The organism is Chryseomicrobium aureum, from assembly GCF_016909155.1.
In the GTDB taxonomy this organism is placed as follows: Bacteria; Bacillota; Bacilli; order Bacillales_A; family Planococcaceae; genus Chryseomicrobium; species Chryseomicrobium aureum.
The window spans coordinates 1-24712 of sequence record NZ_JAFBFG010000003.1 but is presented as its reverse complement, the minus strand read 5'-3'; the positions used below and the strand labels follow the sequence as shown (position 1 = coordinate 24712).

The 24712-nt window shown below is 40.4% G+C and carries 23 protein-coding genes and 4 pseudogenes; 25 read left to right on the top strand and 2 right to left on the bottom strand.

What is annotated here, in order from left to right:
• Window positions 1–2: 2 nt before the first annotated feature.
• From JOD03_RS04310 to JOD03_RS04230, 17 genes and pseudogenes are all read left to right on the top strand, one after another.
• Window positions 3–821 carry a flagellar hook-basal body complex protein gene (locus JOD03_RS04310; protein WP_204589608.1) on the top strand — a complete coding sequence of 273 codons (819 nt, stop codon included), beginning with the start codon at window positions 3–5 and terminating at the stop codon, window positions 819–821.
• Window positions 822–830: 9 nt separating this feature from the next.
• Window positions 831–1040, top strand: a complete 210-nt coding sequence (locus JOD03_RS04305; protein ID WP_204589607.1) for a flagellar FlbD family protein — start codon at window positions 831–833, stop codon at window positions 1038–1040.
• Window positions 1041–1058: 18 nt separating this feature from the next.
• Window positions 1059–1949 (top strand): flagellar motor switch protein FliM, encoded by an 891-nt coding sequence (locus JOD03_RS04300; RefSeq protein ID WP_204589606.1) that lies wholly within the window; start codon window positions 1059–1061, stop codon window positions 1947–1949.
• Between the two features lie 554 nt (window positions 1950–2503).
• Window positions 2504–2818, top strand: a pseudogene (gene fliN / locus JOD03_RS04295) (flagellar motor switch protein FliN); the annotation flags it as partial.
• Window positions 2819–2834: 16 nt separating this feature from the next.
• The gene (locus tag JOD03_RS04290; RefSeq protein ID WP_204589605.1) at window positions 2835–3380 is read left to right on the top strand and encodes a flagellar biosynthetic protein FliO; all 546 of its coding nucleotides are present in this window, start codon (window positions 2835–2837) and stop codon (window positions 3378–3380) included.
• On the top strand, window positions 3380–4060 hold the full coding sequence (gene fliP, locus JOD03_RS04285) for a flagellar type III secretion system pore protein FliP (protein ID WP_338032434.1): 681 nt from the start codon (window positions 3380–3382) through the stop codon (window positions 4058–4060). The genes JOD03_RS04290 and fliP overlap by 1 nt, the downstream gene beginning before the upstream one ends.
• 14 nt (window positions 4061–4074) lie before the next feature.
• The gene (gene fliQ / locus JOD03_RS04280; RefSeq protein ID WP_204589603.1) at window positions 4075–4344 is read left to right on the top strand and encodes a flagellar biosynthesis protein FliQ; all 270 of its coding nucleotides are present in this window, start codon (window positions 4075–4077) and stop codon (window positions 4342–4344) included.
• Entirely contained in the window at window positions 4341–5123 is a 783-nt protein-coding gene (gene fliR, locus JOD03_RS04275; protein WP_204589602.1) for a flagellar biosynthetic protein FliR, read from the top strand. The genes fliQ and fliR overlap by 4 nt, the downstream gene beginning before the upstream one ends.
• A 4-nt stretch (window positions 5124–5127) precedes the next feature.
• The gene (gene flhB / locus JOD03_RS04270; protein ID WP_204589601.1) at window positions 5128–6222 is read left to right on the top strand and encodes a flagellar biosynthesis protein FlhB; all 1095 of its coding nucleotides are present in this window, start codon (window positions 5128–5130) and stop codon (window positions 6220–6222) included.
• A 4-nt stretch (window positions 6223–6226) separates the two neighbouring features.
• On the top strand, window positions 6227–8275 hold the full coding sequence (gene flhA, locus JOD03_RS04265) for a flagellar biosynthesis protein FlhA (RefSeq protein WP_204589600.1): 2049 nt from the start codon (window positions 6227–6229) through the stop codon (window positions 8273–8275).
• Window positions 8276–9394: a flagellar biosynthesis GTPase FlhF gene (gene flhF / locus JOD03_RS04260; protein WP_204589599.1), complete on the top strand. Its 1119-nt coding sequence runs from the start codon at window positions 8276–8278 to the stop codon at window positions 9392–9394.
• The gene (locus JOD03_RS04255) at window positions 9369–10220 is read left to right on the top strand and encodes a MinD/ParA family protein (RefSeq protein WP_204589598.1); all 852 of its coding nucleotides are present in this window, start codon (window positions 9369–9371) and stop codon (window positions 10218–10220) included. Before flhF ends, JOD03_RS04255 begins: the two co-directional genes overlap by 26 nt.
• Window positions 10221–10232: 12 nt before the next feature.
• On the top strand, window positions 10233–10979 hold the full coding sequence (locus JOD03_RS04250) for a FliA/WhiG family RNA polymerase sigma factor (protein ID WP_239584830.1): 747 nt from the start codon (window positions 10233–10235) through the stop codon (window positions 10977–10979).
• A 15-nt stretch (window positions 10980–10994) separates the two neighbouring features.
• Window positions 10995–11363, top strand: a complete 369-nt coding sequence (locus tag JOD03_RS04245; protein ID WP_204589596.1) for a hypothetical protein — start codon at window positions 10995–10997, stop codon at window positions 11361–11363.
• Window positions 11360–11788 carry a YaaR family protein gene (locus tag JOD03_RS04240; protein WP_204589595.1) on the top strand — a complete coding sequence of 143 codons (429 nt, stop codon included), beginning with the start codon at window positions 11360–11362 and terminating at the stop codon, window positions 11786–11788. Before JOD03_RS04245 ends, JOD03_RS04240 begins: the two co-directional genes overlap by 4 nt.
• Before the next feature lie 2 nt (window positions 11789–11790).
• A complete protein-coding gene (locus tag JOD03_RS04235; protein WP_204589594.1) occupies window positions 11791–12150 on the top strand; it encodes a PilZ domain-containing protein in 360 nt (119 codons plus the stop codon).
• A 299-nt stretch (window positions 12151–12449) separates the two neighbouring features.
• A complete protein-coding gene (locus tag JOD03_RS04230) occupies window positions 12450–13082 on the top strand; it encodes a response regulator (protein ID WP_204589593.1) in 633 nt (210 codons plus the stop codon).
• Between the two features lie 253 nt (window positions 13083–13335).
• Here the strand turns inward: JOD03_RS04230 and JOD03_RS04225 are convergent, their stop codons facing one another.
• Window positions 13336–13677: a hypothetical protein gene (locus tag JOD03_RS04225; protein ID WP_204589592.1), complete on the bottom strand. Its 342-nt coding sequence runs from the start codon at window positions 13675–13677 to the stop codon at window positions 13336–13338.
• 310 nt (window positions 13678–13987) lie between these two features.
• On the opposite strand from JOD03_RS04225, the pseudogene JOD03_RS04220 reads away from it, so the two are divergent.
• The 3 genes and pseudogenes from JOD03_RS04220 to JOD03_RS04210 all read left to right on the top strand — a co-directional run.
• Window positions 13988–15124 (top strand): annotated as a pseudogene (locus tag JOD03_RS04220) (DegT/DnrJ/EryC1/StrS family aminotransferase); the annotation flags it as partial.
• A gap of 126 nt (window positions 15125–15250) precedes the next feature.
• Window positions 15251–16381 carry an SEC-C metal-binding domain-containing protein gene (locus tag JOD03_RS04215; RefSeq protein ID WP_204589590.1) on the top strand — a complete coding sequence of 377 codons (1131 nt, stop codon included), beginning with the start codon at window positions 15251–15253 and terminating at the stop codon, window positions 16379–16381.
• Between the two features lie 97 nt (window positions 16382–16478).
• Window positions 16479–17426 (top strand): coiled-coil domain-containing protein, encoded by a 948-nt coding sequence (locus JOD03_RS04210; RefSeq protein ID WP_204589589.1) that lies wholly within the window; start codon window positions 16479–16481, stop codon window positions 17424–17426.
• A gap of 823 nt (window positions 17427–18249) precedes the next feature.
• Here JOD03_RS04210 and JOD03_RS04205 read toward each other — a convergent pair.
• Window positions 18250–18738: a helix-turn-helix domain-containing protein gene (locus tag JOD03_RS04205; RefSeq protein WP_275580366.1), complete on the bottom strand. Its 489-nt coding sequence runs from the start codon at window positions 18736–18738 to the stop codon at window positions 18250–18252.
• A 136-nt stretch (window positions 18739–18874) separates the two neighbouring features.
• On the opposite strand from JOD03_RS04205, the gene JOD03_RS04200 reads away from it, so the two are divergent.
• The 5 genes and pseudogenes from JOD03_RS04200 (at window position 18875) to JOD03_RS04185 (ending at window position 24605) form a co-directional block, all read left to right on the top strand.
• A complete protein-coding gene (locus tag JOD03_RS04200; protein WP_204589588.1) occupies window positions 18875–20152 on the top strand; it encodes an MFS transporter in 1278 nt (425 codons plus the stop codon).
• Between the two features lie 90 nt (window positions 20153–20242).
• On the top strand, window positions 20243–21217 hold the full coding sequence (locus JOD03_RS04195; RefSeq protein ID WP_204589587.1) for an ornithine cyclodeaminase family protein: 975 nt from the start codon (window positions 20243–20245) through the stop codon (window positions 21215–21217).
• 248 nt (window positions 21218–21465) lie between these two features.
• A pseudogene (locus tag JOD03_RS13750) lies at window positions 21466–21876 on the top strand (lamin tail domain-containing protein); the annotation flags it as partial.
• A gap of 159 nt (window positions 21877–22035) precedes the next feature.
• A pseudogene (locus tag JOD03_RS13745) lies at window positions 22036–22794 on the top strand (endonuclease I family protein); the annotation flags it as partial.
• Between the two features lie 197 nt (window positions 22795–22991).
• Window positions 22992–24605 (top strand): M20/M25/M40 family metallo-hydrolase, encoded by a 1614-nt coding sequence (locus tag JOD03_RS04185; RefSeq protein WP_204589585.1) that lies wholly within the window; start codon window positions 22992–22994, stop codon window positions 24603–24605.
• Window positions 24606–24712 lie beyond the last annotated feature (107 nt).

Below are 24712 nucleotides of genomic sequence, written 5' to 3'. Positions count from 1 at the left end.
GTATGATTCGTTCAATGTATTCAGGAGTTTCAGGAATGAAAGGTTTTCAAACTAAGCTAGATGTAATCGGGAACAATATCGCCAATGTCAATACAGTAGGATTTAAGAAAAGTTCTGTCGTGTTTCAAGATATGCTAAGCCAAACAGTATCAAGCGTTGGCGTAAACCCAGCACAGGTTGGACTAGGGTCATCAGCAGCAAGTATTCAACAAAATCATAACCCAGGTTCGGGAATGATGACAGGAGTGGGAACAGACCTTGCCATTATGGGAGAAGGATTCTTTATTGTTGGAGATCCGCTAACAGATGCATTTGACAATCCTACTGTTAATCAAAGTTATTATTTAACTCGCACAGGAAACTTTGTAGTGGATGAGTTCGGGTCGCTTAGAACTTCTCAAGGACATTATTTACTAAATAAAAACCAAGAGAAAATTCGAATTAATCCTGAAGAGTATAGCTCGTTTGCAATTAAAGACGATGGGCAAGTATATGGAATGAACAAAAACACAGGGAATGAAGAAGCCTTAGCTGGACAACAAATCGCAATTTTTGCTCCGGCGAATCCAGCAGGTCTTCGAAAAGTTGGTGGGTCACTTTATGAGATGACAACTGCTGCAGGTCCAAATGGAACTATCAATTTTGGAGTTGAAGAAGAAAACGTTTCTAAAATCCAATCGGGAATGCTTGAGATGTCAAACGTCGAGTTAACAGAAGAATTTACTGAAATGATTATTGCACAGCGCGGATTCCAAGCGAACTCGAAGATGATTACTACGTCAGATGAAATCCTGCAAGAACTCGTAAACTTAAAGCGATAGGGTGAAATTATGATTGAGGTCACAAAATTAAATCGTACACCGTTGACAATCAATGCGTTGTTAATTGAGCGGATTGAAGAGACTCCTGACACATACATCACATTTACTACGGGTAAAACTCTTCATGTACTGGAGTCAAAACAAGATGTTGTGAATCGCGTAACGGCATTTTATCAACAAATAGGATTATTTTCTGCACAACATAAGTCTTCAAATTAATGGAAAGGAGTTGTCGTGATGAAACAACGTCAAGAGCCTATCAGCTATGATTTCAGAAGGGCTAGTAAGCTCTCACCAGGACATGTCCGTTCCTTCCTGCGAGTTAGTGAGAAGGTATCACGACAGCTCGGAAATCAATTGAGCCTTCGACTAGATAAGTTTACTACAGGTTTTCCTGGTTCAATTCGCCAAGAAAGCTATGAGGATTTCACGCAAAATTTAAGCCCTTTGGCAATTGTTATAACGGCCACCTTTCCACCACTAAAGGGAGAATTTCAACTAATTGTCTCTAATCGATTAATCCATGCCTGTACAGAATTTTTGCTCGGTGGACATGAGGTGCCCATAGAAGAGAAACCATTGACAGAAATTGACCGAGTATTAATTGGACCATTAGCAGAAGAATGGTTGCAACTCTATGCAGAATCTTTTTCATTTTTAACCCCAATTTCAGCAAAGCTTGAACGTATTGAGTTGGCTCAAGACTTTAATTTTCCAATTCATTTGCGCGAGCGTGTCATGATTGTAGAGTCTTTAATTCAGATTGGTGCACTTGAGGAATCAGTGGAATTGGTTATCCCAGTGACGGCACTTGAAGAATTGGTACCTTATCTGTCTCTTTCTGAATCTCCTGTCTCTCAAAATGATGAATCAACACTTGCATCTCGAGAGCTACTACAAAGTGGCGTCTATGACACAGATTTAACCTTACAGGCTGTTTTAGGTGAATGTACGTTGGATGTAAAAGACCTTTTGTCATTGCAAACTGGTGATACCCTAAGATTATCTACAGCTATTGACGATTTCATCCCTGTATACATCGATCAAAAAGTTGTTTATAGAGGACAGGTTGGACTACATCGAGGAAAACGAGCTATTCAAATAGTGGAACAGGAGGATATCAGATGACAAATTTTGAAGAACTGACACCTGAAGAATTGAATCAACTGTTGGCTCTGGTTCCGGTAGATGAATCAATGGAGAAGTTTGAAAATACATTGAAAGTAAATATTCCTTTATGTGAAGAAGCCTTCCATAGTGAAGGATATGAGATAACCCTACAACTGATTGAACTAGGTATCATCGATAAGCCACATCTTGTAGTTCCGGCAAGGAATCAATTAATCCGCCTTGAAAATGAAAATGCTTCACCATTACTACTAGTGATTCCAATAGATGAAAAGTTCCCTCTCGAAACAAGTAGATTTTCTGAACTCTTCTCCAAACCTTTTGGGCAATTCACAGTGATTAGCCAAGATACTCTTCAGGATCATTCTACGGTTGAGTGGCATTTGATAGGAGATACTTCTAAATGGATTGAAGCAAAGTTTGAAGCTGAATATAACTCAAATTATGTAGTATTTAGAATAATGTGGCCGTACCTAGCTACTTCTTCACCAAATAATCAATCGAAAGGAGAATCGCATATGTCAGAGCAACCTCCTCAAAACAATGAACCCAGCATTCAACGAGCGCAATTCTCTTCCTTTGAGCAAGTTAAACCGACTGGTGAGAATAAAACGAATTTGGATATGCTTCTGGATATCCCACTGAATGTCACTGTTGAACTTGGAAGAACGCGTAAAACAGTAAAAGAAATATTGGAAATTTCGCAAGGGTCAATTATCGAACTAGATAAATTAGCTGGAGAACCAGTTGATATTTTGGTCAACCAAAAATTGATTGCTGTTGGAGAAGTGGTGGTCATCGATGAACAATTTGGAATTCGTGTGACGGACATCAGTAGCCAAGCAGATCGCCTTGCCAAGCTTCGCTAGGAATGGGGTACTGAAGTTGAACATACGCATCATGATTATGTTGACCTTAGTTTTCTTTGGGCTAACTGGTTATTCAGTAGAAGCAGCATCCGATCCTTCTGTATTTGAATCCATACAAAAAAATCCATCTTCCGAAGAACAGTCAACAGTGACTACTGAAATCGAAGAGCGAAGCTTATTTTCAGTACTTGGCTCATTGGTTCTTTACACACTATTGATTGTTGGATTGATTTATGGGTTGATTAAGTTTTTAGCTGCTCGACAAAATGCTCTACCTGCTAGTCAAGTGATTCGAGTCCTAGGGGCAAGTTCTGTCGGACAACAGAAATCAGTCCAAGTTGTTCAGGTGGGAGATCAAGTTTTAATCGTTGGTGTCGGGGAAAACGTTACGCTATTGACGGAAATCACGGATGAACAACAAAAGCAAAAATTAGTGCTTTCGAACAAAGAAAACATACATAGAACACCCTTTCAACAAGTGTTTCAAACAAGCTTAGAAAATCAGCGTAAACGACTTCTTGAGAAAAAAGAAGAATGGATGACACGAGGTGACAAGACGTGATATCACTTTTGTCTATCTCCATACCTGGAATCTCAGTGGGAACAGAAGCAACAGGAGACGTTTCAACGACTTTACAGCTGTTGTTGCTGCTCACCATCTTGTCTTTAGCACCTGCGATTTTAATTATGCTTACAAGCTTTACACGAATCATCATTGTATTGTCCTTTGTGCGAACGGGTCTAGGAACGCAGAGCATGCCACCAAATCAAGTGTTAGTTGGTCTCGCTTTGTTCTTAACATTCTTTGTAATGAGCCCTGTACTGACAGAAATCAATGACACGGCACTGCAGCCCTATCTTGAGGAAGAAATTACACAACAAGAAGCCTTAGATCGTGCAGCAAGCCCAATGAAGGAGTTCATGGCGAAACATACACGTGAGAAAGACCTTGCTTTATTTTATAGTTACCAAGGGCTTGATAAACCAAACTCGGTTGATGAGATTCCATTGACCTCGCTCATTCCTGCATTTGCAATTAGTGAGCTGAAGACAGCCTTTCAAATTGGATTTATTATTTTCATTCCATTTCTAATTATTGATATGGTCGTAGCAAGTACATTAATGGCGATGGGGATGATGATGCTTCCTCCAGTTATGATTTCATTGCCATTCAAAATCTTATTATTCATCTTGGTAGATGGCTGGAACTTAATTGTCGAGTCGCTACTCATGAGTTTCTAGAGAGGAGAGGTTTTATGACGCCAGATGCAGTAATCAAACTTGCCGAACAGTCGGTCTATACAGTCATCATGCTCTCTGCTCCTCTCTTGCTCGTGGCACTTGGAGTTGGTTTGCTAGTTAGTATTTTTCAAGCTATGACGCAAATCCAAGAGCAGACACTCTCATTTATTCCAAAAATTCTCGCAGTGTTTTTATCTCTTGTGTTGTTCGGACCGTGGATGTTGACGACGATTGTTGACTTTACACGCAATCTATTCCGAGAACTGCCGATGTTGATCGGATGACGTGGGACGAAGCAATTGCTAGTTTTCCCTATTTCCTACTCGTGTTGATTCGGATGAGTGCATTTTTTTTAATTGCACCGATTTTTTCGCAACGAAACATACCGACTCAACTTAAGATTGGTCTTGCGGTTTTCCTAGCGTTACTTACGACTACAGTTGTACCTACTACAGAGCCGTTTAAACTGGATGGCTATTACACGGTATTAATCTTCAAGGAATTGGTCATTGGGCTGAGTCTAGGTTTTTTAGCTGCCATGATTTTATATATGGTGCAAGTTGCAGGGGCATTTATTGATTTTCAGATGGGCTTTGCACTCGCAAATGTAATAGATCCTCAAACGGGATCTCAAGTCCCTATAATCGGCCAGTTTAAATACATATTAGCAATTTTATTTCTGCTAGCTATCAATGGCCATCATTTATTGATAAATGGAATGTTACACAGTGTAGCTCTTGTCCCTGTGGGCACACGAAATTGGTTGTTTTCTGCAGCAGATCTTTCAGAATTCTTTGTTACGGTTTTTGCCGCGATGTTTGTCATTGCATTCCAGCTTGCGTTACCGATTGTCGGATCCTTATTTTTGGTGGATGCTGCACTTGGATTGCTTGCTAAAACGGTGCCACAAATGAATATCTTTGCAGTTGGTTTTCCTTTGAAAATAGGTGTCGGTTTTATCTTATTACTTATTCTGATGCCTTCTTTTTTCTTTCTACTCCAAAGAATTGTTGAACGGATAGGCGTGTTGATGAATGATTTGATGCGTATTTTGGGAGGGTAACTCAATGACACATCTACGCTTAGACCTTCAATATTTTGCAGGTGAAAAGACAGAAAAAGCGACACCACAAAAGCGACTTGAATCCCGAAAGAAAGGGGAAGTTGCAAAGTCACAAGAAGTTCCTTCAGCCTTTATCTTGTTTGGGAGTGCCCTCGCACTTTACTTACTGGGTGGCTGGTACTTAGAGAGGATTTTAGCGTTATTTCAGTTTGTTTATCAAGACCTATTGCTCACGACAATAACTATTCAAAACTTACCTGAGCTTGTGAATCAACTGCTAATTGAAATGGTCATCTTAGCAACACCACTATTTGTTATTGCCATTATTTTTGGCATTGGCGGCACATTTGTTCAAATTGGATTTCTATTTGCTCCAGAGGCTGTGTTTGCAAAACTAAGTCGTATCAATCCAATTAGTGGTGCCAAACGTATTTTTTCATTACGTGCTCTGGTCGAGCTAGTGAAGTCGATTTTGAAGGTAGTCGTTATCGCCACAGCAGCAGGGATTATCTTATGGACCAATCGGGATACATTGATGGGACTGTCTCATCTTCCGATTCGGCAATCGACAGCGGCAATTGGGCAACTGACTTTTCAGTTGTTCGTGACGGTGGCTATCATATTAGTCGTTCTTGCAGTTGCTGACTATATGTATCAGAAATATGAATTTGAAAAGCAGATTCGTATGTCAAAACAAGATTTAAAAGATGAGTTTAAAAAGACAGAAGGGGATCCGTTGATTAAATCAAAGGTTAAAGAAAAACAGCGACAAATGAGTTTGAACCGTATGATTCAAGACCTTCCACGAGCAGACGTCTTGATTACAAACCCGACTCATTTCGCTGTAGCGCTTGCTTATGATGATAAGACGATGGAAGCCCCAACTGTTATTGCTATGGGAATGGATTTTCAAGCGTTAAAACTTCGTGAGAAGGCTAAAGAGTTTCGTGTCACCATTGTTGAGAACAAACCGCTTGCGCGTGCACTGTATGATCAGACAGATATCGGTGACCCGGTTCCAGAAGAGTTATTTGGAGCGGTTGCAGAAATCTTAGCGTACGTATACCGCATCAACGGACGATTAAAAGGAGGGAATTGACCAAATGAAAATACGTGACTTTGCTATTTTAGTATCCGTTATCATGATTGTTGTCATGATGGTCATTCCACTCCCGCCACTACTTCTGGATTTGTTAATCATGGTTAACTTGAGTTTAGCCATTACTATTTTGCTTGTCGCGATGAATACGAAAGAGCCTTTGCAGTTCTCAATCTTTCCAACACTTCTCCTGCTCACCACACTTTTTCGTCTAGCACTCAATGTCTCGACGACACGTTCGATATTATCGGAACGGACTGGTGGTCAAGTCATTGAAACGTTCGGGAATTTTGTCGTGGGTGGAAGCGCTGTTATTGGTATTTTAGTGTTCTTGATTTTAGTCATCATTCAGTTTTTAGTCATCACAAAAGGGTCAGAGCGTGTTGCTGAAGTGGCTGCACGATTTACTTTAGATTCTATGCCTGGTAAGCAGATGAGTATCGATGCTGACTTAGGCGCCGGGATGATCAGCGAGCATGAAGCACGAACGCGCCGCGAAAAAATTAGTCGAGAAGCAGATTTTTACGGGGCGATGGATGGGGCGAGTAAGTTCGTCAAAGGGGATGCAATCGCCGGAATTGTCATTACATTGATCAATATTATTGGTGGATTCATTATCGGGATGCTCGTACACGGTATGAGTGTTTCAGATTCTGCCACTACATTTACCTTGTTGTCCATCGGAGATGGTTTAGTCTCGCAAATTCCAGCATTATTGATTTCTACTGCAATGGGTATTATTGTGACACGTGCTGCTTCAGATGGAAATTTAGGATCCGACATTACAAAGCAATTGTTTGCTTATCCTAAAATGATGTACGTGGTTGCTGGAACCCTATTTATGATTGGCGTATTTACACCAATCAGCAAGTGGCTCATCTTACCTGTGGCTTTTGGTCTAGCAGTACTTGGCTTCGTGTTACAACGCAACCTTGATAAAGAAGAGGCACAACTAGTTCCCGAATCACAAGAGCAACAAGAAGTTGAATCTATGAAAAGCCCCGAGAGTGTGCTGGATTTACTTCATGTCGATGCAATAGAGTTCGAGTTTGGGTACGGGCTTATTCCTCTTGCAGACAAAAAGCAAGGAGGAGACTTGCTTGATCGTGTCATTATGATTCGAAGACAATGTGCACTGGAGCTAGGAGTGGTAGTTCCTGTCATACGAATCCGTGATAATGTGCAGCTTGGACCGAATGATTATGCTATAAAAATCAAAGGTAACGAAGTAGCACGAGGTCAATTGATGCTAGATCATTACTTGGCTTTGAAGTCGGATGATGATGTATTAATCACAGGAATTGAAACAGTGGAACCTGCTTTTGGTATGCCGGCATTATGGATAGATGAATTAACAAGAGAAGAAGCTGAACTTTATGGGTATGTCATTATTGATCCACCATCCGTGGTCTCGACTCATTTGACTGAAGTGATCAAGCGCCATGCACATGAGTTAATTGGCCGTGAAGAAGTGAAAGCACTTGTTGATCATATGCGTGAATCTTCACCTGCAGTGGTAGAAGAATTAATCCCTCAACAACTAACTCTTGGAGAGGTGCAAAAAGTATTAGCAAAGCTTTTAAAAGAAAAAATTTCGATTCGGAATTTAGTGACAATTCTTGAGACTCTTTCTGATTTTGCTCCTTCGACGAAAGATCCCGAAATTCTAACGGAGTATGTGCGACAATCGTTGTCACGGCAGATCACACAACAATTCTCTCCTCAAGGGGAAGCTTTAAAGGTTTTGACTGTAGGTGCTTCTGTTGAAAAGAAGTTCGCCAATTCAATTCAACGATCAGAGCACGGAAGTTTTCTATCTTTAGACGCTGAGTCAACGCAACAAATTTATGAAGCACTTTTAGATCAAGTGCGTGTAGTTCAAGGACAAGGCATTCAACCGGTGCTTCTTACAACGCCTGGAATTCGCCCATATATGCGTCAATTCTTAGAACGATTTTCAGCAGACATACCTGTCATATCATACAACGAACTTGAACCTCAACTTGAAGTTCAAAGTATAGGGGTTGTTCAGTGGAATGGAGTGAATGTTTAAGTGAAACTAAAGACGTATACTGCGCCAACCTTAGATGAAGCACTAGAGCAAGTTAGAAATGAATTGGGATCTGAAGCAGTAATTGTTCAAACTCGAAAAGTTCGATCAACACAGTGGTTAAGCTGGTTTAAAAGGCCACAACACGAGGTAGTAGCAGCGCTAGAACCATCAGTACAGCAAGCAACCCAGGTAGCAGAGAACGAGCAATATCAAGTAACCGAAACTGTTGTAGAACAACCAGTCCGTGATTTGCGCTATGATAAAGTTTTGATGGAGATGCGTGAACTTAAACAAATGCTTTACGAGAATGCAAAGGCTCCTAAATTACCTAAGTTATTAGGAGAATTAGATTCGGATTTAAAACAACGAGGGGTACATGCAGAAGCAAGGCACAGCTTTTTATCCGAGGTACAACTCCAACATGGGGAGAAACGAGTTACAGCTAGTGCATTAATTGCTAGTGTATCAAAGGCAGTAGAAGCTCTTGACTTTACAACTCCACCTACTACTAAAATTTTATGTTTTGCAGGTCCGACTGGTGTTGGGAAAACAACAACGATTGCTAAGTGGGCTACTCAGGAAATTGTTCATAATAAGCGAAAAGTAGGACTGATAACAACCGATACATTTAGAATTGGTGCAATTGAACAATTACGTACCTATGCAACCATTCTAAAAGCTCCCTTTGAAATCGTGACAAATCCGAAAGAGATTCACATAGCACTTGAAAAATTAAAAGACTGTGACCGCATCTTGATTGATACTGCAGGACGAAATTATCAACAAGAAGCTTATATCGAAGAAATCAAGCAAGTGAGCGGGCAAAATCAGTGTGATATACAACTTGTGTTGTCGCTCACAGCGAGCTATGCAGATTGTCAGATGCTCCTTGCTAAATTTAAACCTATTGGAATTAGTGGTGTAGTCCTAACAAAATTAGACGAAACATCACAACCAGGTCATGTTCTAAACCTCTATTATGATGCGCCGTGTCCAATTTCTGCAGTCACTACAGGCCAACATGTTCCTCAAGATATGGTGTTTTTTGGTCCTGAAGTAATGAGACACATTCTTTTAGGGGAGGCATTAGTAGATGGATCAAGCCTCTCAACTTCGTAAACTTATGAAAGAACCGGATTCGTATTCTCCTAAACCTACTTTAATCGCTGTTGCAAGTGGTAAGGGAGGAGTAGGTAAATCTACACTAACACTCAACTTAGGAGTCGCGTTGGCTAAAGCTGGAAGCAGGGTGGCTATATTCGATTTAGATATAGGATTTGGCAATCTTGAAACATTACTTGGAGCAAATGCAAAGTATTCAATGAATGATGTAAAAGAAGGAGTCGTGTCATTAAAAGAAGCCTTTTTAGAAGGCCCTTATGGTATTCATATACTTGCAGGCGGAAGCGGGTTATCTACGATTACAGAGTGGCACAAGGAAGAAGTGAACAGATTTTTAACAGAAGTAGCACGCATGGATGTATCGTATGACGTCATCTTATTTGACACGGGTGCAGGTCTTACTGATATGCAACGGACAATTTTACTAGCGGTAGACCAGACATTTGTTGTCACAACACCTGAACCACCAGCTATGACTGACGCTTACTCATTAGTAAAATTAATGTCCGCAACATCCCCTGATTTCTCATTTCAATTGATAGTCAATCAGTGCAGTTCATTAGTAGAAGGAACTCAGTCAGCTAAGCAATTTGAACAAGTTTGTGCGGAATTTCTAAATAGTGAGGTAGAAATTGCAGGGTTTATCATGAAGGATGCCGATATTTCAGTAGCTGTAAAAAAACAAATACCTTATTTTTTATACGCTCCAAAAGGTAGTGCAGCACGCTCAATAGAGCGATTAGCTTTTAAATTGAGAGGGTTTGAACCGAGAGACAAAAAAGGGGTAGTGGGCTTTATTAGTCGATGGATGACTTTTCGTTAAGGAGGTGTGATGATGGCGATACAACAGGAAACTCAACTACTGATTGATTGGCAAACGACTCAAGATCCAGACGTAGGAAATGAACTTGTAGAACGCTATTTACCTTTAGTAGACTATGTAACACACCGCATGATTTTACAGTTACCAAAAACAGCAGATAAGGATGAAATAAAGAGTCTTGCATTCGAAGGCCTTCTAGATGCTTTTAGTAAATTTGAGACGACACATGCTACAAAATTTGAAACGTATGCAATTTGGCGAATTAAAGGGTCTATATTAGACGGATTAAGGAAATTAGATTGGTTGCCCAGGGGAATTCGTGAACAAGTAAAAAAGATTGATCAAGCAGTCCTTTTATTACAACAACAACTTCAAAGGGAAGCTACTGATGAAGAAGTTGCAGAGCATTTAGATATGCACGTAGCAGAAGTCAAGCGAATTGTACGCCATTCATCATTAGCAGTAGTGAGCAGCATTCATCAAGAATCCTTTCACGAGGCGACTATAGATAGTGAGGGTTTATTACAATCACCTATAAATCCAGAATTTCAAGTAGAACGAGCAGTGTTACTCTCTCAAATTGAAGAAGCAATACATCTGTTACCTGAGAGAGAAAAGCTTGTAGTTTCACTCGCTTATCAAGATGAATTAAAATTCACTGAAATAGCAGAGATTCTAGAGGTTAGCGTCTCACGCATCTCCCAACTACATTCTAAAGCAATGTCAAAAATCCGCCGTGCACTTATAGACAGTTTATAGAGGAGTACTGATAAATTGAACCTACTTATTTATGTTCTGCTTATTTGTTTAATTGTTTTCCAACTCTATGTCATGCAACAAGTCCGTGTTATAAAAAAAGACAAGCAAGCTCTCGAAGAACAAATAGTAAAGTATATAGAGGAACTGGACATCAAAAATCAAGAGCTCCTTGATATTGTGGATGAGCGTATCTCTAGAACTAATGGTCAAACTAGTAGTGGGACAATCATTCCTAAGGAGAAGTCGGTAGATAATCAGCTAAAGCAAATTTCCGCGTTACGTCAACAGGGAGTCTCTGAGAACGCCATTGCAGAAAAGTTAGCGAAACCAGTGCATGAAGTTCAATTACTTACATTTTTATCAAGAGAGGAAAGAAATGAATGAAGATTACTTCGCTCCCTTCTAATCCTACAACATTAATTGAAAAAAAAAATCAACCGTCCCCTTCTATTAGCACTTTTAGCCGTATTCTGACAACAAAACAAACGAAAACAAATGAAAACATCCTTGACAGTTTGTTTGCAGAGATGGACAATTGTGGTAGCCAACTAACTGAGCGGAAAACGATGGAGACATTTTATCGCTATAAGAAAGCTGTCCGTGAACTACTTGATGAATTATCTCGACAAACATATCAAGTGTCAGAAAAGACTAGTACACGAACAGGAGTGATGCAGCAAACAGTGCGCATTGTAGATCTAAAATTAGCTGAACTCTATCAAAAAATCCTGTCAGACGAGACCCATCAATTAGATGTGTTAAACATGATTGGTGAATTGAAAGGTATTCTTGTTGATAGGAGAGGATAATTGTGCAAAGGAAAGAAGAAAGACGTGAGCTGTTTAGAGTTGTATTTAAGGAAACTGTATGGGGTACAATGACTCTTCTTGGCGAAGGGGGAGTCACAGTGAAGATACTTGATATAAGTTCGCAAGGTGCATTGGTTGAGACAGATTTTGACATTTCATCGAAATCCAAGGTTTTTCTTGACTTTAAAATTAATTCAAATCCCTTTTCGGTTCCCGGATCAGTTATCCGTAAGGTCGTATATCCTGATTATTTTCAATATGGAATCCTCTTTAGCGAGGACAAGCAACAATTTCAAAAGCTCTTTAGAGAGTTAAATACATATAAAATTCGAAAAGCAAAACCTTACTTGTTAGAAGACTAAAATCATTGAAGTACCTGGTGGTGCTTCTTTTTTTGTGGGAAAATAACTAATCTTGTTTATTTATATCATACAAATGTAATGTTTTGGAGGAATAAAATGGTTGTTAATCACCAATAATTACCTTAGAATAAAGGTACTATAAATAGTGGAAGTGATGAATCATCTCTCTTATTTGGGCACCTGAAAAATGTGGAGAAAGTGGTGCAGCCAATCTAGTGAACCAGTAATGGAATCAGTGGTTTTTTTCATCTAGAGGTGAGCATCTCTATTTACCTAAACTATGTCGAGGTGGTAGACGAATGCGAGTGTTGATTATGAATGATCATCCATTCATACAGCGAGGTGTTGTATCTTTGTTAGAAGAACAACCGAGTTGTGAGTGGATAGTTGAAGCTACTAATTTTTCTATGGGATCAGAATTAATTGTGAAGGAAATGATTGATATCGTTATTGTAGATGTAACGTTAGGAGAAAAAAGTGGATTTGAATTTATTAGACAGGCGAGAAAAATAAACACCGAATGCAAATTCATCGTATTTACAGCCTCTTTAAAGTACCAAGAATTTTCAGAAGCGCAGAGATTAGAAGTCGATGGCTACATATTAAAAAATGTTCTACCTGAAGAGTTCTTACATGCACTCCAAATTATTAAACGGGGAAGAAAATATTATGATCCCGATGTTATAGAGCTAAATAATCATGGGGTTAATGATACTCATTTTGTGAATCAACTAACCGCTAAGGAATTAGAAGTATTGATTGAATTTGGAAAAGGAAATAACAATAAAGTAATCGCAGAAAACTTGTATATTTCAGAGTATACGGTTAAAAAGCATGTTAATCAGATATTATCTAAACTCGATTTACCCGATCGTACACAAGCAGCTCTATATGCAAATGCTATGAGGATTGTCACTTATGCGGTTCATTAAAGCTGAGAGAATGCTGATTTTTTATGTTAATCAGCGTTGTCTATTAATAAATGTTATTATAGAACAATAGTAAAATATACTAGAGTGGTTGTAAATTAAATTAATTTAACTTGTGATAGAAAAAAATGTCAGTATCCCTGATGGAATTCGCGTCATGTAATGAACCTAATCTAATCGAGAAATCGCGTAAACTATCATAAATAAGAAGTCGCATGCACTGAAACTTATACCCTCAGAACATGCGACGATTTTTTTAAGCAGACACTTTTTTAGATGGTGAGAGAGTCAAAAAATCATCTAAATCTTCACCAGAACTATTGTATAACGATTCGTAGACACCAATTTTTATTTCATTTTGATGGATGCTCAAGCTGCAAGTGACCATTTCAAGTGTATCTCCATATTGAAAGTTCAAAGTGTAGGAGACTGTACTGAGCAACGGCTCTAGTTCTGCAATTTCAATACAAGGATACTTCAATGCAAAATTGATAGGATCATCATTTTGATACGAGTACAAATAATTCCAAAATCCAGTAATCGTGCGGTTAACAATGTTGGGCGTGTCCATCCATTCCTTCAACTCATGTGAATTCATAAGCCGCTCCTTTCCCCTTTAGGAAAATCAATTTCCGATACGTGGGTAACAAGTGTGTTTGACGAGGGCAAATTCGGACAACCAACTATAAAAATAATATAGGGCTTTTGTCTAACTTTGTCACTCTAGTAGAGAAAAGTGTTAAAGTGTATATGTAAGATCAAATTTGTTTAAATTATGCGCAGTTTGGTCAAGTTTAGTTAACAAGTAACTTGATTCACGAAATCAGGAAGTTGTAAACTAAGGTTGTAAGTAGCAACTTTCCTCTAAGAAAATCGAAATTTGCAAATACTATTAGTTATGTAAGGGAGAATACAAAATGGAATTTAGAGATTTAAAGACTCAATATGCAACATTAAAAGAAGAAATTGATATAGCTGTATTAGAAGCGATGGAGTCTGCCTATTATATCGGAGGACCTCAAGTCAAAAAGCTAGAAGAGCAGTTGTCTGAATTTGTTGGCGTTAAGCATTGTATTTCATGCGCTAATGGTACTGAAGCATTATCGCTAGTTTTGATGGCTTGGGATGTAAAAGAAGGCGATGCTGTATTCGTACCAGATTTTACTTTCTTCGCTAGTGGAGAAGTAGTGTCCTTTAATGGCGCAACACCAATTTTCGTGGATGTTGACCCATCTACGTTTAATATGGATCCAACAAAATTAAAAGTGGCAATAGAAAAAGTAGTGGCAGAAGGGTTATTAACACCTAAGGTTATCATGCCTGTGGATTTATTTGGTTTACCAGCAGACTACCCGCAGATCCAAGAGATTGCATCTGAATTCAACCTCCTAATTCTTGAAGATAGTGCGCAAGGCTTTGGAGGTGCAATTAATGGGAAGCGTGCGGGAAGTTTTGGTGATGCAGCAACAACATCTTTCTTCCCAGCTAAACCACTAGGGTGTTACGGTGATGGGGGAGCTATTTTTACGAATAACGATGAACTAGCTGCCTTACTTGAATCTTTAAAAGTTCATGGAAAAGGAACCGATAAATATGATAACGTTCGTATCGGAGTAAATTCGCGTTTAGACACGATTCAAGCAGCTATTTTACAAGTGAAATTGAAAGCATTTAAAAATTATGAGTTGGACGAAGTGAACCGTGTCTACACGTCTTACACAAATCATTTAAAAGACGTGGTACCTACTCCAGTTATTCCAGAAGGCTATTATTCTAGCTTTGCTCAATATACTATCAAAACAGATTCTCTTGAAGAAAGAAATAATCTACAAAGTCATTTAAAAGATTTAGGTATCCCGACTATGGTGTATTATATCAAACCAATGCATAAGCAAACTGCATTCTCTCATCTGAAGTTTGATGAATCAGACTTTGAAGTTACAAATAAATTGAGTGATACTGTTTTATCATTGCCTATGCATCCATATCTCACAGAAGAAGAAATCGCTAAAGTTTGTGAGGCTATCAAAGAGTTTTATAAATAAGTTTATTACAAGGAGTCTAATGGGCTCCTTTTTTATTGTCATATAATCGAAATGTCAGACCTCTCAAAATCAAGTATACTAAAGGGTGGAGAAACAGCGGAATCAGTAAAGAATAGGATGATTGAAATGACAAAGCATAATTTTCATGAGAAACACAAAGCATATTTAAAAGAAAAACAGTGGGCACCAATTTCATCTAAGGTATCATTTGCAGATGCACTGGCTCGCTTAACGAAAGTAGAATTAGACACCATTCGTCGCTTTATAAAATTAAAAGGTGTTAGTAAACTAGCAAAGCCTCAGTTAATTGAAGTATTGGTTGAAAATCATACTTTGATTTTCGAGAAGGCACTGGCCTATTTAGATAAAGAGCGTTTTGACTTTTTAAAACAAGCAGCACTACAAGGACCACAAGAGTTCATACCAACAGATGCGTTTAGTTTGAATTGGTTTAAAAAGACAGGACTATTGATTCCTGGATCCATCAATAAAAAGTTTGTGGTAGTGATGCCAGAAGAGTTTAAGCCGCTTCTACTTGATACTGAGCGTGACCAGCTGTTCAAACAGGTTGTGATTGAGAACGAAGATGTAATTTTTGCGACGCGTGGTTTAATTGAAACCTTTGGTGTGTTGCGTTGGACAGATCTATTTACAAAACTCGAAAGCTTGCGATTGACCACTAAGCGTTTAGAGTTTGATGAGATCGTGCTTCTTTTACAAGAATACAATGATTATGAATATTATTTCGAAATGACAAAAGAGTGGGTAGCGGACCTCTTACTCGATCATCCAGAAGATATGCTACAAGCGATTGAGCGTCGTACTGAAATCGAACCAGTTCCTGTTAAGCGCGAAGAAATGATCGAGCTTGGCAGATTGGGAGAGCTTCCAAAAAACCGTGAGTTTGAAAAATTTGAGAAGTATTTGAATAAGACATTCCGAGTGGATCGTGAGACGAGTGAAGAGTTAATTGCTCAAATGATTCCAGATATTCGTAATGAACTAAGTTTCCATGAAGTGATGCAAGGAATCGTGCAAAACTTTGAGTTCTCTTCCAAAGCGCAGGCTGCAGAATTTACGAGTTATGTAACAAAACTTGTGAATAGTATTCCTCGTTGGCTGTTAAAAGGACATGCGCCAAACGACATCTCTACTACGCCAGTAGAAGCTGCACCATCTACTGTGAAAGTAGTAGGGCGAAATGAACCATGCCCATGCGGAAGCGGAAAGAAATATAAAAAGTGTTGTGGAAAGTAAAATGAGCCGAGAGACAAAGCGTCTCTCGGTTTTTTCTATTGGAACTTTTTATAACTTCTTCCGTATAAAATAGAAAGTGAAGCAGGGAGATGAACCAATGGAACAAAAACTGGCGGCACGTCAATTAGAGTTACGTGCACAACTAGATGAAAAGTCACGTTTGGAACGAACACTACATGTTTTGGAGAAAAAACTCGCAGAGCATGAAAAGCGCCAAGCTGACCTGGAACAGACATTGTCAAAAGAACAGCTAGACTTGCACCGAAAGGATCGATTTTCTCTCGTGAATGTCGTGCGCAAGTGGCGAGGTACTCATGAGGAATTGCGAGAAAAAGAATTTGAAGAGGCTGCATTAGCAGAATTGAAATTGAACGAACATGAAGCGATGGTCCATGATTTGCGGAAAGATAGTAAAGAATTGCAATCTAAATTGAGGGAGCTGCGTGATGCAGAAACAAATTGGCAGGACTTCTTGCAACAGAAGGAAGCTTGGGTCAAGCAAGCAGATCGAGAAGCTTCTAAACAATTTGACGAAAAACTGCAACGTGTTTCCGAGTTCCAATCTCTTTTAAAAGAGATTGATGAAGCTTTGTACGCTGGTCGCGCAGCCGATCGTTCTCTCGAAAAAGCTCTAAAAAAACTCAAAGAAGCCCACGGTATGTCAACATGGGATACCTTCCTTGGTGGAGGTCTTATTGTAACTATGATGAAGCATGATGATCTTGATAAATCTGAGAGTGCTCTGCACGAAGCGCAATTAAATTTAGAGCGATTTGAAGCAGAATTATCAGACGTACAGAACGGTGCAATCGATGAGTTGATTGTAGAGCGTGGTTCATTTGTGACGTTTGCAGATTATTTTTTCGACGATATTTTCTCGGAATGGTCGATACACAACCGTATCGATGATTCATTGAGCAAAGTTGAAAATACAAAATCAAAGCTTGCGCGGGTTCTTGGCAATCTGCAACTCCAACGAGGGCAAATTGAACAAGGTCTCGAGAAAGCAAAATCTGCCTATGAAGAGGCTGTAGAGGTTTACTAAGACTGAGATTTCTCAGTCTTTTTTAGGTGCCTTTTTAGGTGCCTGTCACCATTTACCAATAGCTCCCAGAACATATTGGTAACCACATGCGCTGTAAAATAGTTATTTTAGGCATTGTACTAATGCGAGTCGGTGCCAGCCACCAAATTATTTTTGGATAATAGAGCTGATTCAATCGACAAGTGGAGGTAGTGAGTTCCTGACCATTTGCAATTTTTTTGATTTGCTGCTGGCAATTGTTTTTTATGAGCAACTTTCTACTTTTTGTGTGCAACTTTCTACTTTTTATGAGCAACTTTTAGATAGTGCTGATGTACTTTTGTAGTTTGCTGCTGGCATTTGTTTTTTATGAGCAACTTTCTACTTTTTATGAGCAACTTTTAGATATTGCTGATGCACTTTTGTGATTTGCTGCTAGCATTTGTTTTTTATGAGCAACTTTCTATTTTTTGTGTGCCACTTTTAGATATTGCTGATGTACTTTTGTAATTTGCTGCTAGATAACCAGATTTTGAAGACGCATCATCGCACTTGTCAAAACTAAAGTTGAGTGCAGTGGAGGGGTTGACTCCAGTGGGATTCCAGTCTGCCGTGAGATCCCGCAGGAGCCTGCGACGAGGAAGCTCACGCAGCGCCCTCGGAAAGCAGCCCCGTAGCGGAACTCAACGTTTTATTGTGGTTTTGACTTCGAATGTAATCGAGTTCCGAACGCCAGAAACACGCTCCGGAATCAGCCGCACCCACAAAGGCTGAAGTACGCCTTCATGGGCACGTCTGATTTCCTCGGAGTTTCTTGAGCGGCGTTCTCCACATCTAAATAGAATCATCTCGAAGAAACAGCTAAAAAACGAATCGGTTGATCCGTATAGTTGTACCAATAATGGTGTCGGTCAGCTGAATAAAAATGCGACTCGTTTGGCCCGAGAACTAGTTCTTCGTCACCAACCTTTAAAGTCAATGATCCCTCTACTACATAGACAAATTCGTGCCCAGTATGTGTAAATGGCTGACCATCGCTTTCTTGAGGCTGGAGCGTCACAAGGATCGGGTGGAACTCCGGATTTTGAAATCCTTCTGCCAAATCTTTATAATAAAACGCTGCTTCATCGCGGCGATTTTCCTGTCCAGCAAAAAACACACTTGGGTTTACGCCGAGAACTTCTGAAATTTTACGGAGAGATTCTAGCGTTACGCTAGACTTTCCGCGCTCTACTTGTGAAAGAAAGCTGATGGACACATTGGCTCCTTCCGCAAGTTCTTTCAATGTCATCTTTTGTTGTTTGCGAATTTCTTTTAAACGCGAGCCGATCAATGAAATCCCCCCTTTTACCCATTGTCCTGGTCAAGAGGAAGCGCTGTCAATAAAAAACATATTGACAGAATATTATCTCTTGTCTAAACTCTTATTGAAGTATCACTTCAATTTTGGGGATGGAAGGGGTAACACTATGATTAATAAAACAAACCGACGCGTATTAATTGCCAGTCTAGTAGGTAGCTCAATTGAATGGTTCGACTACTTCTTGTACGGCACTATGGCGGCGCTCGTATTCAATCAACTTTTCTTTGTGAGTGAGGATCCTACAGTAGGTCTATTACTTGCATACGCTTCATTCGCTCTATCATTCTTTATTCGACCATTCGGTGGTGTGATCTTTAGCCATATTGGTGACCGGATCGGAAGAAAGAAAACATTAGTTCTAACGTTGAGTCTAATGGGAGCCGCTACATTTGCAATGGGTATTTTGCCGACGTATCAAGCTATCGGCGTGGCAGCACCCATTATCTTAATCACTCTTCGTCTGATTCAAGGGCTTGGAATTGGTGGAGAATGGGGAGGAGCACTATTACTCGCTACAGAATATGCACCTCCAGAACACCGAGGACTTTTTGGTTCAATTCCTCAAATGGGTGTCACGATTGGTATGGTGATGGGGACACTCGCTCTTTGGATCATGAGTTTGTTACCTGAAGCAGCATTCATGTCTTGGGGCTGGCGAGTGCCGTTTGTTTTTAGTGCTTTACTTGTCGTGTTTGGTCTTTGGATACGTAAAGGTATCGATGAGACACCTGAATTTAAAGCTGTTCAAGCTAGTGGAGAAGTACCGAAATTGCCAATCGTTGAAACCTTGCGTTTTTACTGGAGAGAAGTTTTGATTACAATCGGTGCGAAAGTCGTGGAAACTGCACCATTCTATATTTTCAGTACATTCATTGTGTCGTATGCAACTACAAACTTAGGATTCTCACGCTCTGCAACACTTGGAGCAGTGATGATTGCAACAGTTGTGACGACGATTTTGATTCCAATCATGGGAAGCTTATCTGACCGTGTCGGCCGAAAGAAAATGTACATAGCCGGAACTGTTGCGATGATGGCATTTGCCTTCCCGTATTTCTGGATGATTCACCAAGGAAGCGTAGCTTTATTGGTCATTGCGACAGTAATTGGGCTTGGAATCATTTGGGCTCCGATTACAGCAGTGCTTGGTACAATGTTCTCTGAAATTTTCGATGCGAAAGTGCGTTATACAGGTGTTACTCTCGGGTACCAAGTCGGGGCAGCAGTGGCTGGAGGAACGGCGCCATTAGTAGCAACAGCTCTATTAGCGACATTTGAAAATTCATATGTGCCAGTCGCGCTATATATCATGTTCACAGCGGCTATTTCATTAATTGCGATTTGGGCAGTCAAAGGCCGTATTCAACAACCGGCAATTCAATAATTTTGAAAAGAAATCTCTACAATTAGCGGTGCCTGTCACGTTTTGGGAGTGGTTTCCAATTAGTGACAGGCACCGATTAGGAGGTGAACCATGCGTATCATCAACGACGAAACTATCCAGACATTCTATCATATGAGTGATGCCTTACGAGATGTTGAAACTATGCTAGTTTCGATTCATAAAGGAGAATCCATCAACCCACACCGCACGGTCATCGATGTTCCGGAGAAAAATGGTTCGGTACTTTATATGCCAAGTTCGGATGGAGACGAGATTGCCGCTGTGAAGGTAGTATCAATTTTTCCTGAAAATCCGTCGAAAGCTTTGGCAACGACACAAGGAGCCATCCTGTTGACGGAGTTAGAGACAGGGAAACATGTCGGGATGATTTCGGGTTCTTATCTGACACGCCTTCGAACAGGTGCACTTAGCGCCTTATCTGCAAGACATCTTGCACGGCCTGAGAGTAGAATTCTAACCGTGATTGGAACAGGTGCTATGGCATTTGAACAAATCTTAGGGATTGTAGAAGTCCTTCCAATAGAAGATATAATTCTTGTGAATCGAACTACAGAAAAAGCTATTCGATTTGCAGAGCGCTTGATGCAGTTCGGTGTGAGCGCGAAAATTGTTGTGGAGTCTGATGTTAGAAGAGCCGTAGAACAAGCCGATGTTGTTTGTTGTGCTACTCGCTCTAAAGAAGATGTTTTTTCTGCAGATATGGTCAAACCAGGCACGCACATTATGGGGGTAGGGAGTTACCTTCCCGAAATGCGCGAGATTCCAGTCGAATTGATTCCACAAGCAGACGCGGTTTTCGTGGATGATTTAGAAGGGGTTCGAGCAGAAGCAGGCGAATTACTGGCAGCAGAAGCTTTCGGGAAATGGAGTTTTGATCAAGTGACCGGGACTTTAGCGGAGTTGATTGCGAATGGATACGAAAGAAATAAAAATGCCATTACAATCTTCAAATCTGTTGGTGCCGCTCATTTTGACTTGGCTGTTGCCAAAGGTGTCTATAAAAAGGCACGTGTTTTAAATATAGGAGACTGTATCAAATTTTGAGAAGGCAGAGGCCTTCTTTTTTTATGGATTATTTTCCAAATAACCGAGAAAACTATGCCTGTAGCGACATAAATAAATGACCATATTTTTGCAAGGTAGTCCTTGATTATCAGCAATTTCTCACTTTCCCATGCCATCTTCCGCATTTTTTTTAAGCTTTATAGACTCTTTACAAAAGGTAGTTATACTGAAATCAAATCGCGATTTTAGCAAGGCCAATTTCACTTGCCAGGGGAGGCAGAAAAGAAATGAATGGTTTCTCAAAATGGATCAAGCGCAGCGTCCTAACAGTCGCTGCCGCAGCTCTTCTTGTACCTATCGCACCGACGTCTCAGCCCGTTTCCGCACAATCATCGGATCTATTAATTTCCGAGTACATTGAAGGGTCTGGAAACAACAAAGCCATCGAACTATATAATGGTACCGGACAATCTATCAACTTATCCGGTTATCAAGTAGCCTATCATCAAAATGGTTCCACAACGGTATCGGGAACTGTAAATCTTTCTGGAACAGTTGCTGCCGGTGATGTGGTGGTTGTATACAATCCGTCTTCTGCAAGTGGCATTGTCTCTAAAGGAGATATCGCGTCAACTGTCATTCAACATAATGGAGACGATACGATTGTCTTAAAAAAGAATGGCACAATCATTGATTCGTTCGGTCAAATTGGTTTTGATCCCGGTACGGCTTGGACAGTCAATGGAGTTTCATCAGTCGATAAAACGCTTGTTAGAAAATCTACAGTCACAATCGGTGATACGAATGCAACCAATTCGTTTGATCCATCTGCACAATGGACGGCTTATCCAGTGGATACATTTACATATCTTGGCTCCCATCAAGGAAGTGGTGGGACTGTCACGCCGCCTCCATCCGGAACAATCAACAATCCAGGTGGCTATTACACGAATGTTTCTGGGCTAACAGGAATTGCATTGAAATCCCGTCTTAACGATATTATCGATGACCATACAAAGCTTTCCTATGATGCGGTTTGGGAAGCGCTAAAGTACACGGATGAAGACCCGAACAACACGGCAAATGTGACAATGTTCTATACGGGAATCTCACGTTCGAAGTCACTAAACGGTGGCAATTTAGGAAATTGGAATCGTGAGCACGTCTGGGCAAAGTCCCATGGTGATTTTGGTACAACGACAGGTGCGGGAACAGATCTTCATCACCTTCGTGCGACAGATGTTCAAGTGAATGGCGCGCGTGGCAATCTTGATTTTGATATCGGTGGGACGAGTGTTATCAATTGTTTTGATTGTAAAAAAGATGGTGATTCATTTGAGCCGCCAAACCGTGTGAAAGGTGACGTTGCACGTATGTTGTTCTATATGGCGACTCGTTACGAAGTGGGGGACCAGCTAGACTTAGAGCTGAATAATCAAGTGAATAACGGAACTGCGCCGTACCACGGAAAGTTATCTGTGTTGCTGCAATGGCATGCACAAGACCCTGTAGATGCTGTCGAGCAGCGACGCAATCAACGTATTTTCGAGCGTCAAGGTAACCGCAATCCATTCATCGACAATCCACAGTGGGTTAATTCGATTTTTGGGAACTGATTTTTCAAGAGTCTATCTTCGGATAGGCTTTTTTTGTTGGGGGTGCCTGTCACCATTTGGAAGTCACTCCCATTTGGTGCCTGTCACCATCTCCAGAATTTCGGTAGAAGAACGACCGCTCAGTTTTAAGACTAGCGTTCTCCACCTCTAGAAGGTAAGCTTGAAAAAGAACTTGAACGTGAAAGGAAGAACAACTCATGGCATTATGGCAGACACCATACCACCTACAAGATCTCCTCGTAGAACTTGTCGGTTGGGATAGCCGCAGCACGACTGCTGGGGAACAACAATTTTCTAAAAAGCTTGCGACACAACTAAAAAAACTATCTTACTTCCATACAAATTCCGAGAATCTTGTTTTAGGAGATGCTGGGGATGGACGTCAATTCGTTGCTGCTCTTACAACACATCCGAAAGCGAAAAAAACGATTGTATTAATTAGTCACTTCGATACAGTGGGCATTGAAGAATATGGTGAACTTGCACCATATGCGTACTCTCCAAGCGAACTTGCAGAAGCATTTCATGCGCATAAAGAATCTTTGTCAGAAGTAGCTAGAGAAGACCTAGAATCAGGCGACTATTTGTGGGGCCGCGGGACGATGGACATGAAAGCAGGCCTTGCGATTCATATGGCGACCGTTGAAAAAGCATTACTAGAGGAGTGGCCGATCAATTTAGTATTGCTCACCGTTCCTGACGAAGAAGTGAACTCTGCAGGTATGAGAGCAGCCGTAAAGCTATTGGCTGAGTGGAAAGAAGAGAAGAAGCTCGACTACGCTTTGTTTTTAAATGGGGAACCCGTATTTTCTATGAATCCGACCGACACGGAGTACAAAGTTTATTCAGGTTCCATAGGGAAAATCATGCCCTCTGCTTTATTTTACGGAAAAGAAACGCACGTGGGAGAACCGCTGAGCGGAATGACATCAAGTTTGTTAGCTTCCATGATGACGCGCAGAATGGAAATGAATCCGCTGTTTGAAGAAGTTGTCCACGGAGAAGTGACACCGCTTCCTGTAACGCTACATCAAAAAGACTTACGGGAAAGTTATTCCACCCAGACTCCGTTCTTATCGTCCGCGCTTTATAACGTATTTACGATGAAGCAAAGCGCAGCAGATGTGTTCAATGAGTTTGAAGAAGTGGCAAAACTTGCTACGAATGAAATTGATGAATGGTATACAAAAGTATGTGAAAGACAAGGCGGAAGTCCTTTAGGTAAAGTTCAAGTCTTGCGCTACGAAGCACTAGAAAAGTATGCAGTAGAGCGTTTGGGAAAAGATGTACTCAATGCAATCAAGAAAAAGTGTATGTCCTTAGATGGTCATGATGACCGAGAGATTGCACTCCAACTCACGAAAGAATTACTCACGCGTTTTCCAGAGCTTGCTCCAGCGATCGTGCTGCTGTTCACACCACCTTACTACCCAGCAGTGAATTCTTCAGAGGATGAGTTGGTTAAAGCGTGTATATCCAGGATTCAAACTTTAGCAAAAAATCAATTTGATTTAACTGTTCATCAAGTACATTATTTCAACGGAATATCTGACTTGAGTTATGTCAATTACGAAGGGGATTCAACGGGCTGGGAGATCTATGAAGCGAACACGCCGGTATGGGATGTCACCTACTCTATTCCATTTAAAGAAATGGAGCAGTTGCAGGCACCAGTATTGAATGTGGGACCATTTGGAAAAGACGCCCATAAACGTACGGAGCGACTTCATATTCAAAGTGCTTTTGTGGAAACGCCAGTGTTTGTGGAGCAAGTGATTCGCACTGTAATGGAAAGTGCAGAAGTTATCTGAAGATAGAGAAGGGAGGCTGGGACAAAACCTAGACTCTAATTGAAAAAGCGCGCACCGCAGAAAATTCTGCGGTGCGCGCTTTTTGTGTACAAAAATAAGGACAACTT